This is a genomic window from Pseudoalteromonas sp. CO325X, assembly GCF_004208955.1.
Classification (GTDB): Bacteria; Pseudomonadota; Gammaproteobacteria; order Enterobacterales; family Alteromonadaceae; genus Pseudoalteromonas; species Pseudoalteromonas ruthenica.
Genome location: NZ_SGPG01000001.1, coordinates 73,446 through 93,310, shown reverse-complemented (window position 1 = coordinate 93,310; position 19,865 = coordinate 73,446). Strand labels below are relative to the sequence as shown.

The window sequence follows — 19,865 nt, the reverse complement described above, 5'->3', positions numbered from 1 at the left end:
GCCATGAAAGTTTCACAGCCCCTAATACTATGCCTGCCATTGTAAAATGCCCAACTTGCGAAAAGCAAGTGACCTGGTCTGCACAAAGCCCCTATCGCCCGTTTTGTAGTAAACGTTGTCAGCTGATTGATCTAGGCGAGTGGTCTAGTGAAAACAACAAAATCTCTAGCGCAATGAATGGGGATAGCGAAGGCGTCGATAAGGCTGAATTCATAGAAGAAATTGAAGCCATGCTCGCGCAAAATGATGATTCGTTTTTTAAAGACTAACGGCTGAGTTAGCTCGAGGTTTTAATATTCACCAAGTCAAAATCTGCTAATTCAGGTACAATCTGCTGGAGTTTTGATTCTGTTTTATCAAGCGCATTCAGGCATCTGCAATATTCAACAGATTTTTGTTCAAGCTGCTGCGCTTTTTTCTGTAACGACTTATCGATTTCCGCTGTGATGATCTCCATGCGCTGACCCATATCGTTAATGCGCTCTTCAATATTTCCCTCTCGAGATTGGAACGCGTCGCCCAGTGACACCAGTATGGCACCTAAAGAACCTTGGATTGCGGTGTGAATTTTTTTCGATACTTCTTGGGCAAAAAAGTCATCTAATTTGGATAACGATTGCGGCGCAATAAAGAAAAAGTCGTCACCACGCTTAAACTTGTCACGTAACGCTCGTTCTACATACTGTAACTGTGTTTTAAGAATTTCAGGCTCTTTGTCAGAAAGGCCCGTGACCACATCCTCAATGGCACTCAGGCCAATGTTAACGCCATCGGTGGCAAGGTCTACTAACTCTGGAACAGTATCGCGGATCATCATGCTATATTGATGCAGCACCGCTGTCTCTTGCTCGTTCAGTTCAATCCACTGCCCACGCACAACCAACTGCTGGTCTTGGTTTATTTGCACACGGGTTTGGTTGTTATCAACGATGCGGATAATGTCGTCAGTGATGATAAGCCCGTGGGTTAGTTCCACGTCACAATGAGTCTGGGCATGTACCTTGTGTACACCCACTATGGATAACATGACAGACAGACCCAACCAACGCAGTGACATAGCAACTCCCAAATAAGCTGCGCTAAGATTATCAAAGAGTGACCATGAAGCAAATAGGCAAATTTTTTGTTAGCCCTGCGCTTCATAAGTAAAACAGCGAGGAACTACCGCTTGTTCAACATGTTAAGGTGACTCAATGTAAAAAGGGTTGGCCAGCATAATATGTCGGCGTGACGCTAACGACAGTGTCTCTAGGTTGGCTGAGAAGTAGCGTGTAAATAGCGCATCAAACTCACCACGCTGGATAAGCTCATTCAACCCCTGTCGAAGATGCGTCGCTAACTCAGGCCGATTCTTAGAGACAAAGAAGTAAAATGCACTCGGGTAATTAAGCACAACGTGATCAACAATTTGTAGCTGCATCTGCTGATGGGCTTGTAGTTCATCAACCACTTCAATCACGGAACGAGGAAAATAATCGACCCGCTGCTGCGCTGTTAAGCGAAACATCGTTTGATAATTTGCTACGGCTTTTACTGGTAAATTGTTAGCGGCGAGTATGTTGGTATCTGGCCAATCATGACCTTGCACAGCGCTGAACTGGCGTAGCTGCGATACTGACTCTACGGCGCTGAGTGCCCTCGCCAGTTTCGGGTGCGCAAGCAGTACTCGCTGACCAATGAGCCCCTTAAATAGCGGTACCTTAACCGCAATAGCTAACTTTTCTCGTGCTGGGCTGGTCATACTCCAGTGCACGTCGACACGCTTACCATCAAGCATGTACAAAATACGCTGTTGATGCGGATGCACATCAACATAACTGATAGTATATGGCTTATCACTGATAGCTAATGCGCTTTGCAATAGCGCTTGTAAGTAATAATCACGGGGATACAGAGGACGCATTTCTTGGGCAACACGAACTGGTTGCTGAGCGTAAACAGGGACACACAGCATAAGTGAAAACAACAGTGCCCTTGTTAATAATCCCTCAACCATCATTCACCTCCTCAGCTCTGCGCTCAAACTACCGTCCATATTGACACACTGCAACACAGAACTAATGTGATTTTATTCATGTAATGACAACGGTGAAAGCGAGTCCAGTGGCTCAGGGTGTATACGAAATAACGGTGCGGCGGGCCCGCGTCGCTGGCAGCAAAAGAGGAGGCTCCCCTTGTGACGCTTAGCCTCTTTTTTTGCATCGGTCGCTAATGTCGCAACTTGGTGACTATTATCGCAGCTACGTGTATCTGGTGTGACTAACCCCACGGCCAAAGCCAATAACGGCACGAACTGACGCTGCCCTTCACGATTACAGCTCCAATAACCTTGCGCTGCGATATGCTCAGGGCTAAAAAATCGCCGAACCTGAGTATCAAAATCAGCAATCACAGCCTGGCATGTAGCACTGGCATCCTCACCATCAAATACAACCATAAAGTCATCACCGCCAATATGGCCAATAAAGCAGGGAACGGCTTGGCAATGACTGCGGATGATATCAGCTAATAATTTAATCACACTATCGCCACTGGCATAGCCGTATAAATCATTGAACTGTTTGAAATGGTTCAAATCAAAATAAGCAATCGAAAAGGCACGGTTGCTGCGCAAACGGTGCTCAATCGCATCATTAATGGCGATATTGCCGGGTAACATGGTCAGTGGGTTAGCATGCTGAGCATGACGTACTTTTTCTTCGGTCATGTGCTTGAGAATTTGCCGCAGATGCACGACACCTAAATACTTACCGCCTCTAGTTACGATGATATAGCGACGGATATCAAAATCATTGTCGGTAATTTGCCGGCTCACTCTATCAAGCTGCTCATTTTCATCAACCACGAGTGGCTCGGCGTCCATCAACGACGCTATCGGCTTTTTGTCATACAAAGCATGACCATAAGGTGAAGCAAACACTTCTGTTAACTGCTCTTTGTATAGCAAGCCAACGGGCTGGTGATACTGATCAATAACAACCAGTGAAAACAGCGCCTTATCGTTATCAAAAATACGCTGCGCCTCTCGACACAAAGTGTGTTGGCAGATAGCTTGTTGCTCTATCGCTAACCATCCCACCGCCAGCGATGGCTCAACAAAGTGCTGATGGTGAGTGTGCCCTAAATTTTGCAAGCGTTGCGCCTCAAATTGCTGGCTAGGCTCTGCACTCGGGCGCTCGAATAAATATCCCTGTACCGTATGTAGCTCGAGTGTTCGTAACAATTGAAACTCTTCTTCTCGCTCTATTCCCTCGGCGACCACCCGAGTATGTGTGGCTTTTGCTAGCTCCGTTATAGATTTTAAAAACTCTTTTTTCACCGGACTTTGATCGCAATGGTCTATAAAGTAGCGGTCTATTTTGACAATATCGGGTTGTATTTCTGACCATTGTTTAAGCCCTGAATACCCCGCTCCTAAATCATCTATGGCAATGAGAAAGCCAAGCTGACGATAATGTGCAACCGCTTTGCGTAACTGCTCGGTATTATCCACTTTATCTTGCTCGGTGAGCTCAATAACTACTTGCTGCGCACCGAGGCCATAATCTCGCAGCAGCTGCAGGGTTTGCCCTTTAGGGTGAGCCGGATCCGATAACGTGTTGGGGCTGACATTGAGAAACAACTTGCCAGCTAATTGCTGCTTAGCGAATGAGGCTATTGCCGTTTCTCGACACAGTAACTCTAATTCGGAAAGACGATGGTGCGCTACAGCACAGCTAAATAGAGCGTCGGGTCTGTGCAAAAAGCTATCTTCAGGCCCCCTACTGAGTGCTTCATAGCCAATTATCGCTTCTTGGTAGAAGTCAAAAATAGGTTGAAAAACGCAGGTAACTTGGCGCTTTTCAATAATTTCGGCTAATTCTGCTATTAATTCGGCACTCACAGCTTTGTACACCCAATATTAAAATGGTGGCAAAGCCTAGCAAGGGATTATGACAGCGTCATGAATTGACTACTTTCTCTGCAATTGCTGCTGAATGATATTGAAATGGGCTTGCGCTTTGAGTGCATGTCGACGCGCCGACACAGTATTAACTGCGCCAGTTTGCGACTCTCTCACCATAGCTCTAATTAGCAACGGAAGAACTGTCGCCTCCTTAATATGATAGCAAATCGGTGCCTCAAAGGTGGGTAAAGCATCGCCATTATGGTATTGCTCACTCAGCTCTACATACGTTAATTGCACTGAACTATCAAAGCCTTGATATAAGCTCTGTAGGTACGCGTCACACTCGGGAAAGCGCAGCCTTAGATCTGGGATTTGCGCGTACATGGCAACGGCTAAGGCTGTACTTATATGCTCGAGCTCTGGTGCTCGTCCTTGCAAGCGTAACTCACTGAGGAGCTGCTCACTCATGCCTAGGTACACTTGGGTTGCTGAGTTCGGATCAGCAATTGGCTGTGGCTTGCCGACGCTGTCACCGCAAGCACTTATTGTTAGCAAAGCTAAGACCAGTAAAAACAACTTCATAAGACTGGGCCTGTATAACCGCTGTGACAACGAACTACATTCATTGTCACAACCAGGGAACTGGATATATAAAAAATGCCGCATTAAAGCGGCATTTTCAACGTTTGACCTTTATTCTCTAAGGCATAGGATCGAGATCAGCGCCCTCTTTCTCTACTTCTACGGGGATCAAGTCCTCTTTACTAACTCCAAGGAATACCGCCACAGAGCTGGCAACATAGACCGACGAGTAAGTACCGATGAATACACCAAAGAGTAATGCCGTAGCGAAACCATGGATAGTTTGACCACCCCATACGAACAAGGCTATCAATACCAAAATAGTGGTAATTGAAGTAACCAAGGTTCGATTCAATGTCTGTGTAAGAGAGAGGTCGATAATTTCCAAGGTGTCGTCAATACGCACTTTGCGGAAGTTCTCACGGATACGGTCTGAAACAACAATAGTATCGTTAAGTGAATAACCGATGACCGCAAGAATCGCCGCCAAGATAGTTAAATCAAACTCCAAGCCTAATAGTGAAAACAGGCCCATAGTCAAAATAACATCGTGGAACAAGGCAAATACCGCACCTAGGGCGAAACGCCACTCAAAACGTAAGGCAACATAGAGCAAAATACAGATCAAAGCAGTCAGCATCGCTAAGCCACCCTGCTCTTTCAAATCTTCACCGACACTGGGACCAACAAACTCGATACGGCGCATCTGCGCCTGTGCATCGGCCTGCTTTAAGGCTGCCATAACCTGGTTACCAATGACCTCAGCTTTCACTCCCTCTCCTTGTGGAGGAAGACGCACAAGTACGTCTTTACTGGAGCCAAACAGTTGTACAGAGGCATCAGCGAAGCCATTCTCTGCGAGTACTTTTCGTACTTGGGAGAGCTCAGCGGGCTGTGAAAAGCCCACTTCTACAGCTGTACCACCGGTAAAATCTAACCCAAAATTAAGGCCTTTAACCACGAAAGACGCCAGCGCGGCAATAATCAATAAAATTGAAAAGCCCATCGCTACTTTGCGTGCTTTCATGAATGGTAAAGTACCTTTCACTTTTAATAATTGCATGCTTCGCTCCTATATCGATAGCTTTTCAATGCGCTTACCACCAACAACTAAGTTGATAACCGCACGGGTACCAACAATGGCGGTAAACATTGAAGTTAAGATACCTATTGCCAGAGTTACCGCGAAGCCAGCTATTGGTCCGGTTCCCACTGCAAACAGAATAATCGCGGCGATTAAGGTGGTAATGTTGGCATCAAAAATGGTACTAAAAGCACTGTCGTAACCGAAATGGATGGCCTGCTGTGGACTACGTCCATCAGCCAATTCTTCGCGGATACGCTCGAAAATAAGTACGTTTGCGTCCACCGCCATACCGACTGTTAAGACGATACCAGCAATACCAGGTAAGGTCAGCGCAGCACCTGGGATCATCGACATCACTCCGACAATCATCACCAAGTTAGCACCCAAGGCTAGGTTAGCAACCAAGCCGAAACCTTTGTAATAAAGCAGCATAAAGGCTAAAACAAACGCGAAGCCAAGCACCACAGCGGTCATACCCGCTTCAATATTTTCTTGCCCTAAGCTTGGACCCACGGTGCGCTCTTCTACGATTTGGATCGGTGCAACAAGGGCACCTGCACGCAGCAGCAAGCTCAAGTTATGTGCTTCAGCTGGGTTATCTAAACCGGTAATGCGGAAACTACGCCCTAATCGTGCTTGAATCGTCGCCACGTTAATTACTTCTTCCACTTTGATAGGCGGAAGCGGCTTTCCGTTTTCGTCTACTTCGCCAGAAGGCTTGTATTCAATAAACACGGTCGCCATTGGCTTACCTATGGCGCGTTTGGTAAAGGCATCCATCTTGGCACCGCCTTTAGAATCCAGCTTAATGTTAACCTGTGGACGCTGATATTCATCCATGCCAGATTGTGCACCGGTAATATGGCTACCTTCCAGAATGACCCGCTTTTTCAGTACCACAGGACGGCCTTCGCGGCTCATGATCATTTCAGTACCAGGCGGTGTGCGCCCTTGCATCGCCAATCCTGGATCAGCATCTTGGTCAACCTCACGAAACTCTAGGGTTGCCGTAGCGCCTAAGATTTCTTTTGCACGCGCGGTGTCTTGTACACCGGGTAATTGCACAATAATGCGCTCTGCGCCTTGACGTTGAACATTAGGTTCAGCAACACCGATTTGGTTAATCCGGTTACGAATAATGGTCTCGTTTTGCTTGATCGCATAATCACGCAACTCTTTAATACGCTGCTCGCTCATTGAGGCAATAAAGCCATTGTCGTTGTTGCTGTCATCAACAAACAAGTAACCCGGGTAGCGGTCTTGCAAGAAGCGCTCAGCAGCGTCTTTGTCTTGCTCACTGCGCATCACCACTTGCACGCCATCGCTCCCCGCTACGCGGCGGATAGTGCGGTAACGCAGTTTTTCTTCGCGTAAGTCTGAGCGGAAATCTTGCTCCATCTGGTTCAGGGCATTATCCATCGCCGTCACCATGTCAACTTCCATGGTGAAATGCACACCACCACTTAAGTCAAGACCGAGCTTCATTGGGTTACCACCAATGGCTTTTAGCCATTGTGGTTGAGCTGGCGCCATGTTAATGGCAGAGATGTAATCTTCACTTAAGTTGTCGCGCAAAATGTCCTGAGCTTTAAGTTGTTGTTCGACATTTTTGAAGCGGACCAGGATCTGGCCATCGGCGAGTTTGCTCGACTTGGTTTCAATTTTATTATCAGTCAGGATTTTATTTACTGTATCTAGCGCACTGAGATCGGCGTCGGTTCCCTTTGTTCCGGTAACCTGAATGGCCGGATCGCGGCCATAGATGTTCGGGGTGGCATAAAGCACCCCGACTGCCAATACAACAAGTACGAGTAAATATTTCCATAAGGGAAACTTATTTAACACGTATCTTTCCTTTTTGGTTTATAGCGACTTCATTGTGCCTTTGGGTAGTACTGCGCTAATCGCAGACTTCTGCACTGTTACTTCGGTTTGGTCGTTCAGCGAGATAAGCACAAAGTCTTTATCTTCAGACACCTTAGTGATTTTACCAACCATGCCGCCTTGAGTAAGCACTTCATCACCCTTAGCTAAAGCGCTCATTAGGTTTTTGTGCTCTTTTACTCGCTTAGCTTGCGGGCGGTAGATAAGACCATAAAAAACCAGGGCAAAGATACCCAGCATAATTAACATTCCCACGCCATCACCGCCCGGTGCGGCGCCCGCTGTGCTTGCATGTGCGTTTGCAATAAATAAACTCATCAGGTAGTCCCCTTAAGTACTTAACTATTAATTTTAATGTTGTAAATTACAGGCAAGCCCGCACAAGGCGGGCCGCAATTATTCTGTTTCTGCGAGCTCTGGAACCGCAGTATTACGGCGAGCATAAAAGTCTGCTACAAAAGCGTCAAGCTTGCCGCTGGCAATTGCCTCACGCAACCCTTCCATTAAACGTTGGTAGTAGCGCAAGTTATGAATGGTGTTCAAACGCGCACCGAGAATCTCATTGCACTTATCCAAGTGATGCAAATAAGCGCGTGAGTAGTTCTTACATGTGTGGCAATCACATTCACTGTCCAGCGGCGCGGTGTCAGTCTTGTGCACGGCGTTACGGATTTTAACCACCCCACCGGTAACAAATAAATGACCATTACGTGCGTTTCGTGTAGGCATCACGCAGTCAAACATATCAATACCACGACGTACCGCTTCAACGATATCTTCGGGCTTGCCGACGCCCATTAAATAACGCGGTTTTTGCTCTGGCATTTTGTAAGCGCAATGGTCGAGAATATTGATCATGTCTTCTTTTGGCTCGCCTACAGAGAGTCCACCGAGGGCATAGCCATCAAATTCAATTTCCTCCAGCCCTGCTTGCGATTGTGCTCGCAGCTCTGGGTACATACCACCTTGAATAATACCAAACAGCGCTGACGGGTTATCACCATGCGCTTGTTTTGAACGTTTTGCCCAGCGCAGTGATAATTCCATAGAGTCTTTTGCTTGCTTCTCCGTTGCTGGGTAAGGCGTACATTCGTCAAAAATCATGACAATGTCAGAGCCTAGATCACACTGCACTTGCATCGCTTTTTCAGGGCTCAGCATTATTTTCTCACCGTTAACGGGAGAGCGGAACATGACGCCTTCTTCCGTTATTTTACGCATTGCGCCGAGACTGAATACCTGAAAACCACCGGAGTCTGTCAAAATCGGCTTGTCCCATGCCATGAAGTCATGGAGGTCACCGTGTTGTTTAATAATCTCAGTGCCCGGGCGTAGCATGAGGTGGAAAGTATTTCCCAAGCAAATGTGCGCCCCCGTATCTTTAAGCTCGTCTGGGGTCATCCCCTTTACTGTGCCATAGGTACCTACCGGCATAAATGCGGGGGTTTCTACGACACCGCGTTCGAAAATTAAGCGCCCACGGCGGGCTTTGCCGTCGGTTGTATCTAGTTCAAATTTCATGTGGTCCTCAATAGGTCGGAAAAACAGTCCAACTCGAGCGCAAAATGCGCAGATTAACCGCCCGATTTTACCTGTTTTGTCGCAGCAATACTATGAATTGGGGCGAATCGAAGAAATAAAAGCAACAAATAAAAAAAGCCGCTTCTTGCGGCTTTTTCTTAGTCTTTATCTTGGCGGGTTAAAAACATCGCATCGCCATAACTAAAGAAACGATAACGCTCTTTAATAGCCTCTTGATAGGCCGACATAATATGCTCCTGCCCAGAGAATGCGCTGACCAGCATAATTAATGTGGACTCCGGTAAGTGAAAGTTTGTGATCATGGCATCGACGACATTGAACTGATACCCAGGGTAGATAAAGATATCGGTATCGCCGACATAACTAATGAGCTCACCGCCACCGATTTTCGCTGCCGATTCCAAAGAGCGCACCGAGGTTGTGCCCACGGCAATAACGCGCCCACCTTGGGCTTTAGTTTTCGCAATGGCATCAACAACATCTTGTGGTACATCAATGTATTCTGAGTGCATATGATGCTCTTGAACGCTGTCTACCCGCACCGGCTGAAACGTCCCTGCACCAACGTGTAAGGTCACAAACGCCATGGCCACGCCTTTGTCCTTTAACGCTGCCATTAGCGGCTCATCAAAATGTAATCCGGCTGTTGGTGCGGCAACTGCACCGGGTTTTTCACCATACACTGTTTGATAGCGCTGCTTATCTTCATCAGTATCAGGGCGGTCAATATACGGAGGCAAAGGCATATGGCCTATCTGCTCAAGGGTGTCTAACACTGACATATCACCTTTGAGCTCAAGCTCGAACAGCTCGCCTTGACGGCCAATCATTTCCATCTGCGCTTGTTCTTCAAGAACCATCACCGTTCCCGGTTTAGGTGACTTATTGGCTCTCACGTGAGCAAGCACACGCTTATCATCAAGCACTCTTTCTACAAGCACTTCCACCTTGCCACCAGAGCGCTTTTGTCCATGCATACGGGCAGGGATCACTTTGGTGTTATTAAACACCAACAGATCACCAGGCTCGATGAAGTCAATGATGTCCTTGAAGATATGGTGGGTGGTATTACCGCTGTTACCCTCTACTTTTAACAGGCGACTTTGGCTACGTTCCTTTTGCGGAAATCGAGCGATCAATTCTTCAGGTAGCTCAAAACTAAAATCGGCCACGCGCATGGGTTTCTCCGGGGTGCTGAAAATCGCGCCAATTCTAGTTCCCCCCTTGACTGAAATCAAGCGCATAGCGCTTGTCTCGGGTGACAATTACCTATAATCTAGTGAATTCAATTTAGGTCTTAAACAGTTGGGTTGCGATACCATGGCTACGCCCTTAAGCCTCATGATAGTCAATGCCAGTGCAGTTGAGCGCAGCATCATTAAACGTACTTTGGGGCGTCTCGATATTTTCTCTGTGCTTGAGTTCGCAGACTCCCAAGAAGCATTGCAGGTGCTGAAAGAACGCGCGGTAAGCTTAGTGATTACCGGACTGGATGTAGGCACCATCGATGGCTGGCGCTTTTCACGAATGATTCGCTCCGGATTGCTGAAAACCCCTAAACACACCCCGATTGTACTGACTCCCCCTTTTTATTGTGAACGTATCGCCGAAACCACAGCTCGCAGCTATGGTATTGATGCGGTTGTGCCCATAGAGCGCCAAGATTTACTACCGCAAACACTGGCCAATGTTCTGTCCACGCAACTCGATAAAAGCAGTCGTTTAGGTCTGCTGTTACTCGAAGCCGATAGCACCAAAGCAAAAGCGATGAGTGAGGCTTTAGCGTTAAACTTTGCCGTTGAAGTATGCAGCTCTGTGCGCCAAGCCTTAAGCATGTATTTGCAAGGGCGTTACGCCATCGTATTGCTAGATGCGAGTATTGCCAATGCCGAGACTGCTAACGAGTTGGTTCAAAGTATTCTCTCTCATAATGCCAGCCAAGCGATTGTCACTATTATAGATAGCCACGACGCTGACTATGCCGAGCGTTTATTGTTGAGCGGCGTCACCGACTTTATTCGTCGCCCTTACAATGACGCACTACTAATGAAAGTGTGTGACCACGCCGCGCGTCGTGAAGACTTTATAGCCAGCTACAGCGAGTTTGAGAAGAAAGTGGCGCAGCTAAGCCAAAGTCAATCACGCTATAAAGAGCTCTATTCAGCGCACCAACGCATTCTTATGCATCTTAATACCATCGTTATGGAGCTCGACGAGCAAGGCTGCATCCGCTTTATTAACCCAGCCTGGGAAGCAAATACCGGGTATGGTTTAAAGCAAAGTATTGGCAAGCCGCTTACCAACTACGCGTTAGCGCATGACCAAGCAAGGCTTCAGCAAGTATTGAGCGCTGTTGCTCAGGGTGAGCAACAACGGCGTAAGATAGAAGTGCAACTGGTTACACAACAGGGCAATAGCGCTTGGTTTGAATGCCGTTTCCAGCATGTTAATGAAGCCAATGCTGGCGCGGTGATCACCGCTTCCATCGACAATATTGAAGAGCGCAAGCAGGCGGAGTTACAGTTACAACACTTAGCATTACACGATACCCTTACAGGGCTTCACAACCGCTATTATTTTGACCAACAACTCTCTCAGTTGTGTCGCCAAACCCGTGCTAATGATGAGCACGCACTGATTTATATCGACCTTGACCACTTCAAAATTATTAACGACAGCAAGGGACACCAAGAAGGTGACGTTGTTCTTAAAGAGGTCGCCAACTTATTCCAAGAGCATATCGGCGATAGCCATTTAGTCTTTCGCATCGGCGGCGATGAGTTCGCCATTTTACTAAAAGACACCCCATTTTTAGACGCTCATATGGTGGCTGAAGGGGTATGTATGGCCATTGATAGCTACCAGTTCCATTGCCAAGAGCAGCTCTACTCTATTAGTTGCTCAATCGGCATCACACAAATATCGGCACAGAACAACGATGCTAATGAATGCCTTAAGCAGGCTGATATCGCACTGTATATTGCCAAAAGTCAGGGCCGTAATTTAGTGCATTGCTATGATGCTCGTGACTCGCAAAGTAATGCGATGCAAAGTGGCTTGGAATGGGGTCACAATGTGCGCTCGGCACTGCAGCAAAACAACATCGAGTTACACTATCAGGCCGTGTGGGACATTAAGCGATCGCGTATTGCTTATTATGAGGCCCTATTAAGACTGGTTGTTGATGACGAGCTTATCTACCCGAACCAATTTATCCCAGCCCTTGAAATGCTCAATGACAGCTACTTGATGGACCAATGTGTAGTTCGCCGAGCGATTAGCGATCTCAGTGAAAACCCGCAGTTACAGCGTGTTGCCATCAACCTCTCGGCGCAATCGTTTTTAGATGAGCGTTTATTGCCACATATCCGCGCCATGCTCAATGACTATCACGTCGATCCCAAGCGCGTTATTTTTGAAATTACCGAAAGTGCCAGCATTGATAACCTGAGTGCAACCCGAGACATGATCTGCGCGCTTAACGAGCTTGGCTGTGACTTTTCCATTGATGATTTTGGTACTGGATTTAGTACCTTTGACTATCTCAAGCGCTTGCCAGCGCAGCATGTCAAAATTGACGGCTCATTCGTGCGCGATATGCAACATGACCCTATAGACTATGCGTTGGTTAAGGCCATCAACGATATTTCACGCTCGCTGAAAAAGCATTCAGTAGCGGAATACGTTGAAAATAAAGAAATTTATAACCTACTTAAAGAAATTGGTGTCGATTACGCTCAAGGCTACTTTATCGCCAAACCCGCCCCGATAGCGTCACTGCAAAACAATCAAAAAATAATCTCTGCAAAAACATCTAGCTAAGTAATAACGAACGAAATTTAACAATTTAGCGCTTTTTCTGAGCGCTCATTTAGCTATACTCAAATTATTCAGTGCGCTGTGAGAGAAGCAGGTTAAGCACGTACAGTTAATTATTAACCTGCTGAAAATACTAAATAAATCATAAAGCCCAACAATGGAATGTGGCATAGCCGGAGAGGTTATATCGGCTTAGAAGACATTGTCTATCAATGACATCAACAAGGCTCATTAAGGAAAATCAACATGACTGCTTTAGTAACATTACTGCTGATTATAAACATGCTCATCGCCAGCCAGTGCTACCTTCACGCCAAGCGCAAGGGGTATCCGGTACGGCTGTTTTTAGCACTGGGTGTTATTCCGTATTTTAATCTTGTGGTCTGGGTCTATTTGTTGTTTTTACCGGCACTAGAAAAGCCCCTGTTTAAACCAAAATCAACACCTTAGATAGTTAGGTTCATTAAGGCTCTTCACTGCCCACCGTGCTGCAAGTACGCAGGAACTCGCCGACTTTATCGCTGAATAGCCGGAAGTCACCGATTCTTCCCGTGGTCTTGCGCCAAATTAAACCAACATCGCGATGCGCATCAGCGCCGGAGCTGGTAGCCACAAGCGGCTTGGCATCAAGTATGCCCGCGTTAATCGCCATTTGTGGTAAAAATGTAACGCCCAACTTATATTCCACCATCGACAACAAGGTGTGTAAATTCGCAGCTTCGAATGGGTTGATGCAACTCGCTCGCTCCAAATTACACGCACTGAGCGCATGCCCAGTCATACAGTGCTCACGTTCAAGGAGGAATACGCTGTGCTCTGGAAGCGCGTTGTAATCCACCGACTCATCAATGGGGTAGTCTTTGTGTTTCACGAGGTAGAACTTGTCTTTTGCCAATATCTGCGTGTGAAAGCGTCCAGTTTCATAAGGCAGTGCTAGCAGCGCGATATCGATATGGCCATGCTCTAACTTATCGAGTAGGTTATCACTGGTGTCTTCTACCAGCACTAAATCCAAGTCTTTAAACGTTTCTTTGCAGTAGCAATAAAGTGGCGCAGCGACAAAGCTAGCAATAGTCGGAATGACGCCAAGCGTTAGCGTACCGCTAAGCGGGTGCAGATGGCTGCGGGTCAGCTCTTTCACACTCATGGTGTCGTTAATTATTTGCTTGGCCTTCGCTACCACTTCTTCGCCAATGCTGGTGAACATTAAACTGCGGTTTTCACGCTCAATTAGTTGCACGCCGAGATTTTCTTCAAGGTTTTGAATCGCGCTACTCAAAGTCGACTGGCCGATATAACAGGCGCTAGCTGCGCGACCAAAATGTTGATGCTGATGAACTGCGATTAAATATTGTAGTTGCTTGATACTAGGCAGATTGGTCATGTTTATTGCTCACAAATAAAAAGACCCCAACACCGAGGGCGCTGAGATCTTTTCAAGCTAAAAGACGGTTCTGTCATGTGTTGTGGGAGGTAACTCCCACAACGACGTTATACGCCGAATACTGTTCTTAATATGTAGAAGATTACAATAGCAAGAGCAGCACCAACAGGCAATGTTATTACCCAAGAAACCACAATGTTTCTAATCACACTCATATTCAGTGCAGCAATGCCGCGTGCCATACCCACACCCAAAACGGCACCGACTAGTGTTTGCGTGGTCGAAATTGGCAAGCCAGTACCAGAGGCAATAACTACAGTTGATGCGGCTGCAAGCTCGGCTGCAAAGCCTCGGCTTGGCGTTAAGTGTGTAATTCCTTCACCAATGGTTTTAATCACTTTCTTACCTAAGATAGCAAGACCCATTACGATACCTAGGCCACCTAAAGGAAGAATCCACCATGCAAGTGCTGCTTTTTTCGCAAGCTCACCGTTATTTTCAACGATATTTACAACGGCAGCAAGTGGGCCTATGGCGTTGGCAACATCGTTCGAACCGTGTGCAAAAGCCATACAACAAGCGGTCAGTACCATGAGTACAGCAAACACTTTCTCAACGTTGTTAAACTGCATCGCCTTATCGGCTTTAGGGTCCATTTTTAAGCGTTTAATGGCAAGCATACCAATAATGCCGATAAGCACAGCAATAGCTACCGACAAGGCATACCCTTCAACCGTTCCTAGGTTGATACCAATGTGCTTTAGGCCTTTTTTGATAGTCACCAAGGACATGACAAAACCAGCCAAACCCATATAGAGAGGTACGTAGCGTTTAGCATTATCCAGTGGGTTATTGGTATCGAAAATAAGCTTTTGCGCGCTCATAAAGATAAGGTAAGCAATGAAGCCTGATAGCGCAGGCGTCACCACCCAGCTACCCACAATCCCCGCAACCTTCGTCCATTGAATCGCTTCGCTACCTACAGCAACGAGAGCAAAACCAATAATAGCGCCGATAATAGAGTGTGTTGTGGAAACAGGCCAGCCTAAAAAGGACGCAATTAATAACCAGCTACCGGCCGCGAATAATGCTGAAATCATGCCCAACACCATCAGTTCGGGGATATCAGCAAACGGAGCGGCGTCTATAATGCCTTTACGTATGGTCGATGTAACCTCACCACCGGCTAAATATGCGCCAGCGAATTCGAAGATCATCGCAATGATAATCGCTTGTTTAATGGTCAGTGCTTTAGAGCCGACTGACGTACCCATTGCATTGGCTACGTCATTGGCACCGATGCCATAAGCCATGAAGAAACCTACCGCAGCGGCAACCAACACCAGCACGGTACCGTAGGACGAAATAATATCCATCAGAATAACCTTATTGTCTTAACTTTGTTTGAGCCAGCAGTGTGTTCATATTGTCTTTGCTGGATCTTGGCAATGTTAACGAGCTAGCAATACTTCTAAACGCGAACCAACGCGCTCAGCAATATCGGCTAAATCGCCCACCCACTCGATGATCTTGTACAAGAACATGACATCAACAGGGTTTAGTGTATCTTCAATGCGACGCAATTCTTGACGTAGCTTAATTTGCATATCGTCTGTGTCTTGCTCAATCGCATCAAGTTCGGCGAGCATTTTCTCAACCAGGGTTACTTCACGACCACGGAAGCCTGTTTCAAGTAATTCATCTAGCTCATTAATAGCTTTTGATGCTTGCTTGGTGGCGTCCACACAGCGTGATAGATACTGTAAGAAGTCGCTTTGGATGGTTTTTGGGATTGCCATCTCACGGCCAATAACGCGTCCAGCGATGTCTTTAGCTTTATTGGCTATCTTGTCTTGGTGGGTGATCAGTTCGAGCAAATCGGTGCGCTCAACTGGAAGGAACAGTCCACGTGGAAGATTAAGTCTAATCTCACGTTTAAGATCATCGGCCTCACGCTCTATGGAGCGTATTTTAAGACGTAACTCTTCCGCTTCTTGCCATTGAGACTCAAATACATGCTCAAAAAAGGGAATGAGTAGCGCACTTGCTTTGTGCACTTTTTTAATATGATCTTCAATTGGTTTAATAGGTGATTTTGCAAAAACCCCTAAAAACGCATTACTAGGCATAACTGACCCTTTGAATCTAAGTTTGCAATAAAACCGTCATAAATAGGTCATAAACATAGACTACATTGGTTTTGTAGGCTCGTTTCTTTGCTATTTTCCACGACTTAGTTTAACTATGCTTTCGAGCCCAATTTTACCCTATGTGCAGCTCAAACGCATCGAATTTCATGCCTTATTCAGTAAGCTTTTACACTCAACTGGCAATGATTATTTAACATCATAAAAAAAGGGCAAATGTCCGTATTTGCCCATCTTTATTTTCTAAAATAATTACAGTGTCTTAGCGATATCTTCTTGGGAGATATGGCGAATATCCTTGCCGTTGACGAAATAAATCACATACTCAGAAATATTCTGGCAACGATCGCCTATGCGCTCCAAAGAACGTACCGACCAAATCAAGTCCATTACTTTGGGAATTGAGCGCGGATCTTCCATCATGTAAGTCATGATTTGGCGGGTGAGTGCTTCATACTCACGATCCACTTTTTCATCGGCTTTGTGTACTTCAAAGGCCTTTTGCGCGTCCATACGGGCAAACGCATCCAATACGTCATGTAACATGATTGACACTAAGCGACCCATATTTTCAATGTTATTGAGCAACCCTTGCTGATCTTTAGTGAAAGAGTCTAATGCTACTTTGGCAATGCGCTCAGCCTCATCACCAATACGCTCTAAATCAGCAATAGTTTTGGCAATGGCAACAACTAAACGTAAATCACTGGCCGCTGGTTGGCGTTTAGCGATGATGCGCGTGCACTCCTCGTCAATGTTCACTTCCATGGCATTCACGCGGTAGTCATTAGCTTTAACCTTTTTTGCCAACTCAGCATCGTTTTTACTGACTGCATCAAGGGCACTGTTTAGTTGTTGCTCAACTAACCCACCCATGCTCAGTACATGGTTACGCACACTCTCTAGCTCTTCATTAAACTTGCCGGAAATGTGTTTGTTTATATTGTGTTCCATAATCGCCTTCTCAAAATTCTACTCTAGTAATCATAGCAACAAGCGTTGCAACATGCCGCGAGATTAACCGTAACGACCGGTAATGTAGTCTTCGGTTTTCTTCTTACTAGGGGTGGTGAACAGAGTATTAGTATCGGCATACTCAATAAGCTCACCCATATACATAAATGCCGTTTGATCAGATACCCGCGCCGCCTGTTGCATGTTGTGCGTTACAATTACCACGGTAAACTTGTTTTTGAGCTCACTGATCAACTCTTCAATAACCAGCGTTGAAATGGGATCCAGCGCCGAAGTTGGTTCATCCAGCAATAACACTTCGGGTTCGATGGCGATAGAGCGAGCAATCACTAAACGCTGCTGCTGACCTCCAGAGAGACCAAATGCACTGTCGTGTAGACGATCTTTGACTTCGTCCCACAATGCCGCGCCACGTAATGACTTTTCCACCACTTCATCGAGTTTACGCTTGTCTTTAATGCCTTGTAGGCGCAAGCCATAAACCACATTCTCATAAATAGACTTAGGGAATGGATTCGGGCTTTGAAACACCATGCCAACGTTACGGCGTAACGCTGCCACATCCACACGCTTGTTGTAGATATTCTCGCCGTGAAGCAGAATCTCACCGTCGATACGGCAGCTATCTACCAGGTCGTTCATGCGATTGATACAACGTAGTAATGTTGACTTACCACAACCCGATGGGCCGATAAACGCGGTTACCTGACCTTTAGGAATATCCATACTGACATCACTCAGCGCCTGCTTCTCGCCATAGTAAAGGTCGAGGTTTTTAATCTGCAATGCTGTTTGCTCTGGCGTTAGGTTATTCAAATCTAGCTTATCGCTGCTTGATGCATTTACCTGGGGTGCAACTGTAATCATAACTTTGTTACCTATCTCAATTCTTTACATTACTTATCTAGGGCGCGGAACTTTTCACGCAAGTGGTTACGAATACCAATTGCGGTGATGTTCAAGGTGATGATCACCGTCACCAGTAAAAACGCGGTTGCATAAACCAAGGGTCGCGCAGCCTCTACGTTCGGGCTTTGGAAGCCAACGTCATAAATATGGAAGCCTAAGTGCATAAATTTACGGTCTAAGTGCACATAAGGAAAGTTACCATCTAACGGTAGGGTCGGAGCCATTTTCACCACCCCAACCAACATCAACGGCGCCACTTCACCCGCCGCGCGCGCTACCGCCAGAATAAGGCCGGTCATAATCGCTGGGCTCGCCATTGGCACCACGATACGCCACAGTGTTTCCGCTTTGGTCGCCCCGAGGGCGAGTGAGCCTTGACGCACCGAGCCCGGGATTCGAGAAAGTCCTTCTTCGGTGGACACAATCACTACCGGCAGGGTCAAAATCGCCAAGGTCAACGCCGACCACATCACCCCTGGCGTACCAAACACGGGGCTAGGCGCCGCTTCAGGATAAAATAGCTGGTCTAAACTGCCACCTAACATGTAGACGAAGAAGCCAAGGCCGAATACCCCGTATACAATCGATGGTACACCTGCAAGGTTTATCACCGCGATACGGATCATCTTCGTCACCGCATTTTTCGCTGCGTATTCGTGTAAGTAGATAGCGGCCACAACCCCAAACGGTGTCACGATCACGGCCATTAGCATCACCATAAATACGGTGCCGAATATTGCTGGGAAAACGCCACCTTCGGTGTTTGCTTCACGCGGGTCATCGGCGATGAACTTGCCCAACTGACCAAAGTAATGACCGAGCTTGGCAAAGAAGCCCATGTCATTTGGCTGCCAAAAATCAAGCACTTGATAAAGCGGTAAGGTCACCATTTCACCACGCATGTCTCGCACGATCACTTTGTCTCGCTTGGCGGCATCACGCAACGCAAAGAGCTCTTTCTCATAGCCTTTATAAGCTTCACGCAAACGTTTACGCTCGGCTTCAAGCTCAGCCATGTGCTCGGGTGTTAGGTCATTATCAAGCTCATACGCACGCTCTTGTAGACGTAATTGCTCAAGTTCATAGTTAATGTGACCGATTTCACCGTTTTGTAAATCAAGCGCCTGCTCATTAAGCTCAACCGCGCGCTCGACCAGCTCTTCCAATTTGGCGACCTTGTCGCCTTGTACCAGCTCACCTTGCTCATAGACCTGCTCAATATAACCATAGAAGTTACCATTTTTAGAGCGTTCAAACACTGCGAGCTCTTTCGGCGTCGACTGTTTTTGGATGTCGGTTTCTAATAACCAACGGAAATCCAAATCAACATACTCACGGTTACCGGTTTTAATGAGGTAACGGGTAATCTCTTCGGCGCCATAGTTTTTTAACTCAACCCCGGAGGCTCGTACTCGACTCGCGGGCACCGCCTCGCGATCATAGATTTCGCCAATGACCGTTTGCTGAGGTACAGAGCCTTGCACTTCAAACTGGTGTACTTCTGATGGCCAGAAAAAGCTCAGGCCACGCCATGCAATTAGCGCTAACAAGCCAATTACAGAAATCAAACTGATGCTTACAGCACCACCGGTCATCCAAATCCAAGGAGAACCAGACTTAAACCACTGTCTTACCATGTCGTGTCTC

18 protein-coding genes are annotated in these 19,865 nt (G+C 46.7%); 3 read left to right on the top strand and 15 right to left on the bottom strand.

The genetic code is table 11. The annotated features are described in order from the left end of the window. The first annotated feature begins 29 nt into the window (after positions 1–29). The gene (gene yacG, locus EXT46_RS00455; protein ID WP_130144524.1) at positions 30–269 is read left to right on the top strand and encodes a DNA gyrase inhibitor YacG; all 240 of its coding nucleotides are present in this window, start codon (positions 30–32) and stop codon (positions 267–269) included. A gap of 8 nt (positions 270–277) precedes the next feature. Here the strand turns inward: yacG and EXT46_RS00450 are convergent, their stop codons facing one another. The 9 genes from EXT46_RS00450 to queA all read right to left on the bottom strand — a co-directional run bounded on the left by EXT46_RS00450 (position 278) and on the right by queA (position 10,162). Continuing rightward, positions 278–1,051, bottom strand: a complete 774-nt coding sequence (locus tag EXT46_RS00450; RefSeq protein ID WP_053909982.1) for a YggN family protein — start codon at positions 1,049–1,051, stop codon at positions 278–280. A gap of 129 nt (positions 1,052–1,180) precedes the next feature. Beyond that, positions 1,181–1,999 carry a transporter substrate-binding domain-containing protein gene (locus EXT46_RS00445; protein ID WP_240701061.1) on the bottom strand — a complete coding sequence of 273 codons (819 nt, stop codon included), beginning with the start codon at positions 1,997–1,999 and terminating at the stop codon, positions 1,181–1,183. Between the two features lie 69 nt (positions 2,000–2,068). Further along, entirely contained in the window at positions 2,069–3,883 is a 1,815-nt protein-coding gene (locus tag EXT46_RS00440) for a bifunctional diguanylate cyclase/phosphodiesterase (RefSeq protein ID WP_240701060.1), read from the bottom strand. Between the two features lie 69 nt (positions 3,884–3,952). Beyond that, the gene (locus tag EXT46_RS00435; protein ID WP_130144522.1) at positions 3,953–4,471 is read right to left on the bottom strand and encodes a hypothetical protein; all 519 of its coding nucleotides are present in this window, start codon (positions 4,469–4,471) and stop codon (positions 3,953–3,955) included. A 118-nt stretch (positions 4,472–4,589) separates the two neighbouring features. Further along, a complete protein-coding gene (gene secF / locus EXT46_RS00430) occupies positions 4,590–5,534 on the bottom strand; it encodes a protein translocase subunit SecF (protein WP_022945420.1) in 945 nt (314 codons plus the stop codon). Between the two features lie 9 nt (positions 5,535–5,543). Then, positions 5,544–7,403, bottom strand: a complete 1,860-nt coding sequence (gene secD / locus EXT46_RS00425; protein ID WP_045979228.1) for a protein translocase subunit SecD — start codon at positions 7,401–7,403, stop codon at positions 5,544–5,546. Positions 7,404–7,421: 18 nt separating this feature from the next. Further along, positions 7,422–7,760 carry a preprotein translocase subunit YajC gene (gene yajC / locus EXT46_RS00420; protein ID WP_130144520.1) on the bottom strand — a complete coding sequence of 113 codons (339 nt, stop codon included), beginning with the start codon at positions 7,758–7,760 and terminating at the stop codon, positions 7,422–7,424. Positions 7,761–7,838: 78 nt separating this feature from the next. Next, entirely contained in the window at positions 7,839–8,963 is a 1,125-nt protein-coding gene (tgt, locus tag EXT46_RS00415) for a tRNA guanosine(34) transglycosylase Tgt (protein ID WP_130144518.1), read from the bottom strand. A gap of 158 nt (positions 8,964–9,121) precedes the next feature. Then, positions 9,122–10,162, bottom strand: a complete 1,041-nt coding sequence (queA, locus tag EXT46_RS00410; protein ID WP_022945416.1) for a tRNA preQ1(34) S-adenosylmethionine ribosyltransferase-isomerase QueA — start codon at positions 10,160–10,162, stop codon at positions 9,122–9,124. Between the two features lie 142 nt (positions 10,163–10,304). On the opposite strand from queA, the gene EXT46_RS00405 reads away from it, so the two are divergent. Beyond that, positions 10,305–12,806, top strand: a complete 2,502-nt coding sequence (locus EXT46_RS00405) for an EAL domain-containing protein (RefSeq protein ID WP_130144516.1) — start codon at positions 10,305–10,307, stop codon at positions 12,804–12,806. A 243-nt stretch (positions 12,807–13,049) separates the two neighbouring features. Next, positions 13,050–13,253, top strand: coding sequence for a hypothetical protein (locus tag EXT46_RS00400; RefSeq protein WP_045979225.1), 204 nt, complete (start codon positions 13,050–13,052; stop codon positions 13,251–13,253). A gap of 13 nt (positions 13,254–13,266) precedes the next feature. On the opposite strand, the gene EXT46_RS00395 is transcribed toward EXT46_RS00400, so the two are convergent. The 6 genes from EXT46_RS00395 to pstA form a co-directional block, all read right to left on the bottom strand. Further along, on the bottom strand, positions 13,267–14,187 hold the full coding sequence (locus tag EXT46_RS00395) for a hydrogen peroxide-inducible genes activator (RefSeq protein WP_022945413.1): 921 nt from the start codon (positions 14,185–14,187) through the stop codon (positions 13,267–13,269). Positions 14,188–14,294: 107 nt separating this feature from the next. Beyond that, positions 14,295–15,563: an inorganic phosphate transporter gene (locus tag EXT46_RS00390; RefSeq protein ID WP_130144514.1), complete on the bottom strand. Its 1,269-nt coding sequence runs from the start codon at positions 15,561–15,563 to the stop codon at positions 14,295–14,297. 75 nt (positions 15,564–15,638) lie between these two features. Then, positions 15,639–16,316: a TIGR00153 family protein gene (locus tag EXT46_RS00385; protein ID WP_022945411.1), complete on the bottom strand. Its 678-nt coding sequence runs from the start codon at positions 16,314–16,316 to the stop codon at positions 15,639–15,641. Between the two features lie 270 nt (positions 16,317–16,586). Next, entirely contained in the window at positions 16,587–17,288 is a 702-nt protein-coding gene (gene phoU, locus EXT46_RS00380) for a phosphate signaling complex protein PhoU (RefSeq protein WP_022945410.1), read from the bottom strand. Positions 17,289–17,351: 63 nt separating this feature from the next. Beyond that, positions 17,352–18,176 carry a phosphate ABC transporter ATP-binding protein PstB gene (gene pstB / locus EXT46_RS00375; RefSeq protein WP_022945409.1) on the bottom strand — a complete coding sequence of 275 codons (825 nt, stop codon included), beginning with the start codon at positions 18,174–18,176 and terminating at the stop codon, positions 17,352–17,354. 29 nt (positions 18,177–18,205) lie between these two features. Next, positions 18,206–19,855, bottom strand: coding sequence for a phosphate ABC transporter permease PstA (gene pstA, locus EXT46_RS00370; RefSeq protein WP_045979224.1), 1,650 nt, complete (start codon positions 19,853–19,855; stop codon positions 18,206–18,208). Between the last annotated feature and the right edge of the window lie 10 nt (positions 19,856–19,865).

Bases quoted from the DNA above. Each gene is read 5' to 3' on its own strand.
- yacG (WP_130144524.1), top strand. From the start codon at position 30: ATGCCTGCCATTGTAAAATGCCCAACTTGCGAAAAGCAAGTGACCTGG.
- EXT46_RS00445 (WP_240701061.1), bottom strand. From the start codon at position 1,999: ATGATGGTTGAGGGATTATTAACAAGGGCACTGTTGTTTTCACTTATG.
- EXT46_RS00435 (WP_130144522.1), bottom strand. From the start codon at position 4,471: ATGAAGTTGTTTTTACTGGTCTTAGCTTTGCTAACAATAAGTGCTTGC.
- secF (WP_022945420.1), bottom strand. From the start codon at position 5,534: ATGCAATTATTAAAAGTGAAAGGTACTTTACCATTCATGAAAGCACGC.
- yajC (WP_130144520.1), bottom strand. From the start codon at position 7,760: ATGAGTTTATTTATTGCAAACGCACATGCAAGCACAGCGGGCGCCGCA.
- tgt (WP_130144518.1), bottom strand. From the start codon at position 8,963: ATGAAATTTGAACTAGATACAACCGACGGCAAAGCCCGCCGTGGGCGC.
- queA (WP_022945416.1), bottom strand. From the start codon at position 10,162: ATGCGCGTGGCCGATTTTAGTTTTGAGCTACCTGAAGAATTGATCGCT.
- EXT46_RS00405 (WP_130144516.1), top strand. From the start codon at position 10,305: ATGGCTACGCCCTTAAGCCTCATGATAGTCAATGCCAGTGCAGTTGAG.
- EXT46_RS00400 (WP_045979225.1), top strand. From the start codon at position 13,050: ATGACTGCTTTAGTAACATTACTGCTGATTATAAACATGCTCATCGCC.
- EXT46_RS00395 (WP_022945413.1), bottom strand. From the start codon at position 14,187: ATGACCAATCTGCCTAGTATCAAGCAACTACAATATTTAATCGCAGTT.
- EXT46_RS00390 (WP_130144514.1), bottom strand. From the start codon at position 15,563: ATGGATATTATTTCGTCCTACGGTACCGTGCTGGTGTTGGTTGCCGCT.
- EXT46_RS00385 (WP_022945411.1), bottom strand. From the start codon at position 16,316: ATGCCTAGTAATGCGTTTTTAGGGGTTTTTGCAAAATCACCTATTAAA.
- phoU (WP_022945410.1), bottom strand. From the start codon at position 17,288: ATGGAACACAATATAAACAAACACATTTCCGGCAAGTTTAATGAAGAG.
- pstB (WP_022945409.1), bottom strand. From the start codon at position 18,176: ATGATTACAGTTGCACCCCAGGTAAATGCATCAAGCAGCGATAAGCTA.
- pstA (WP_045979224.1), bottom strand. From the start codon at position 19,855: ATGGTAAGACAGTGGTTTAAGTCTGGTTCTCCTTGGATTTGGATGACC.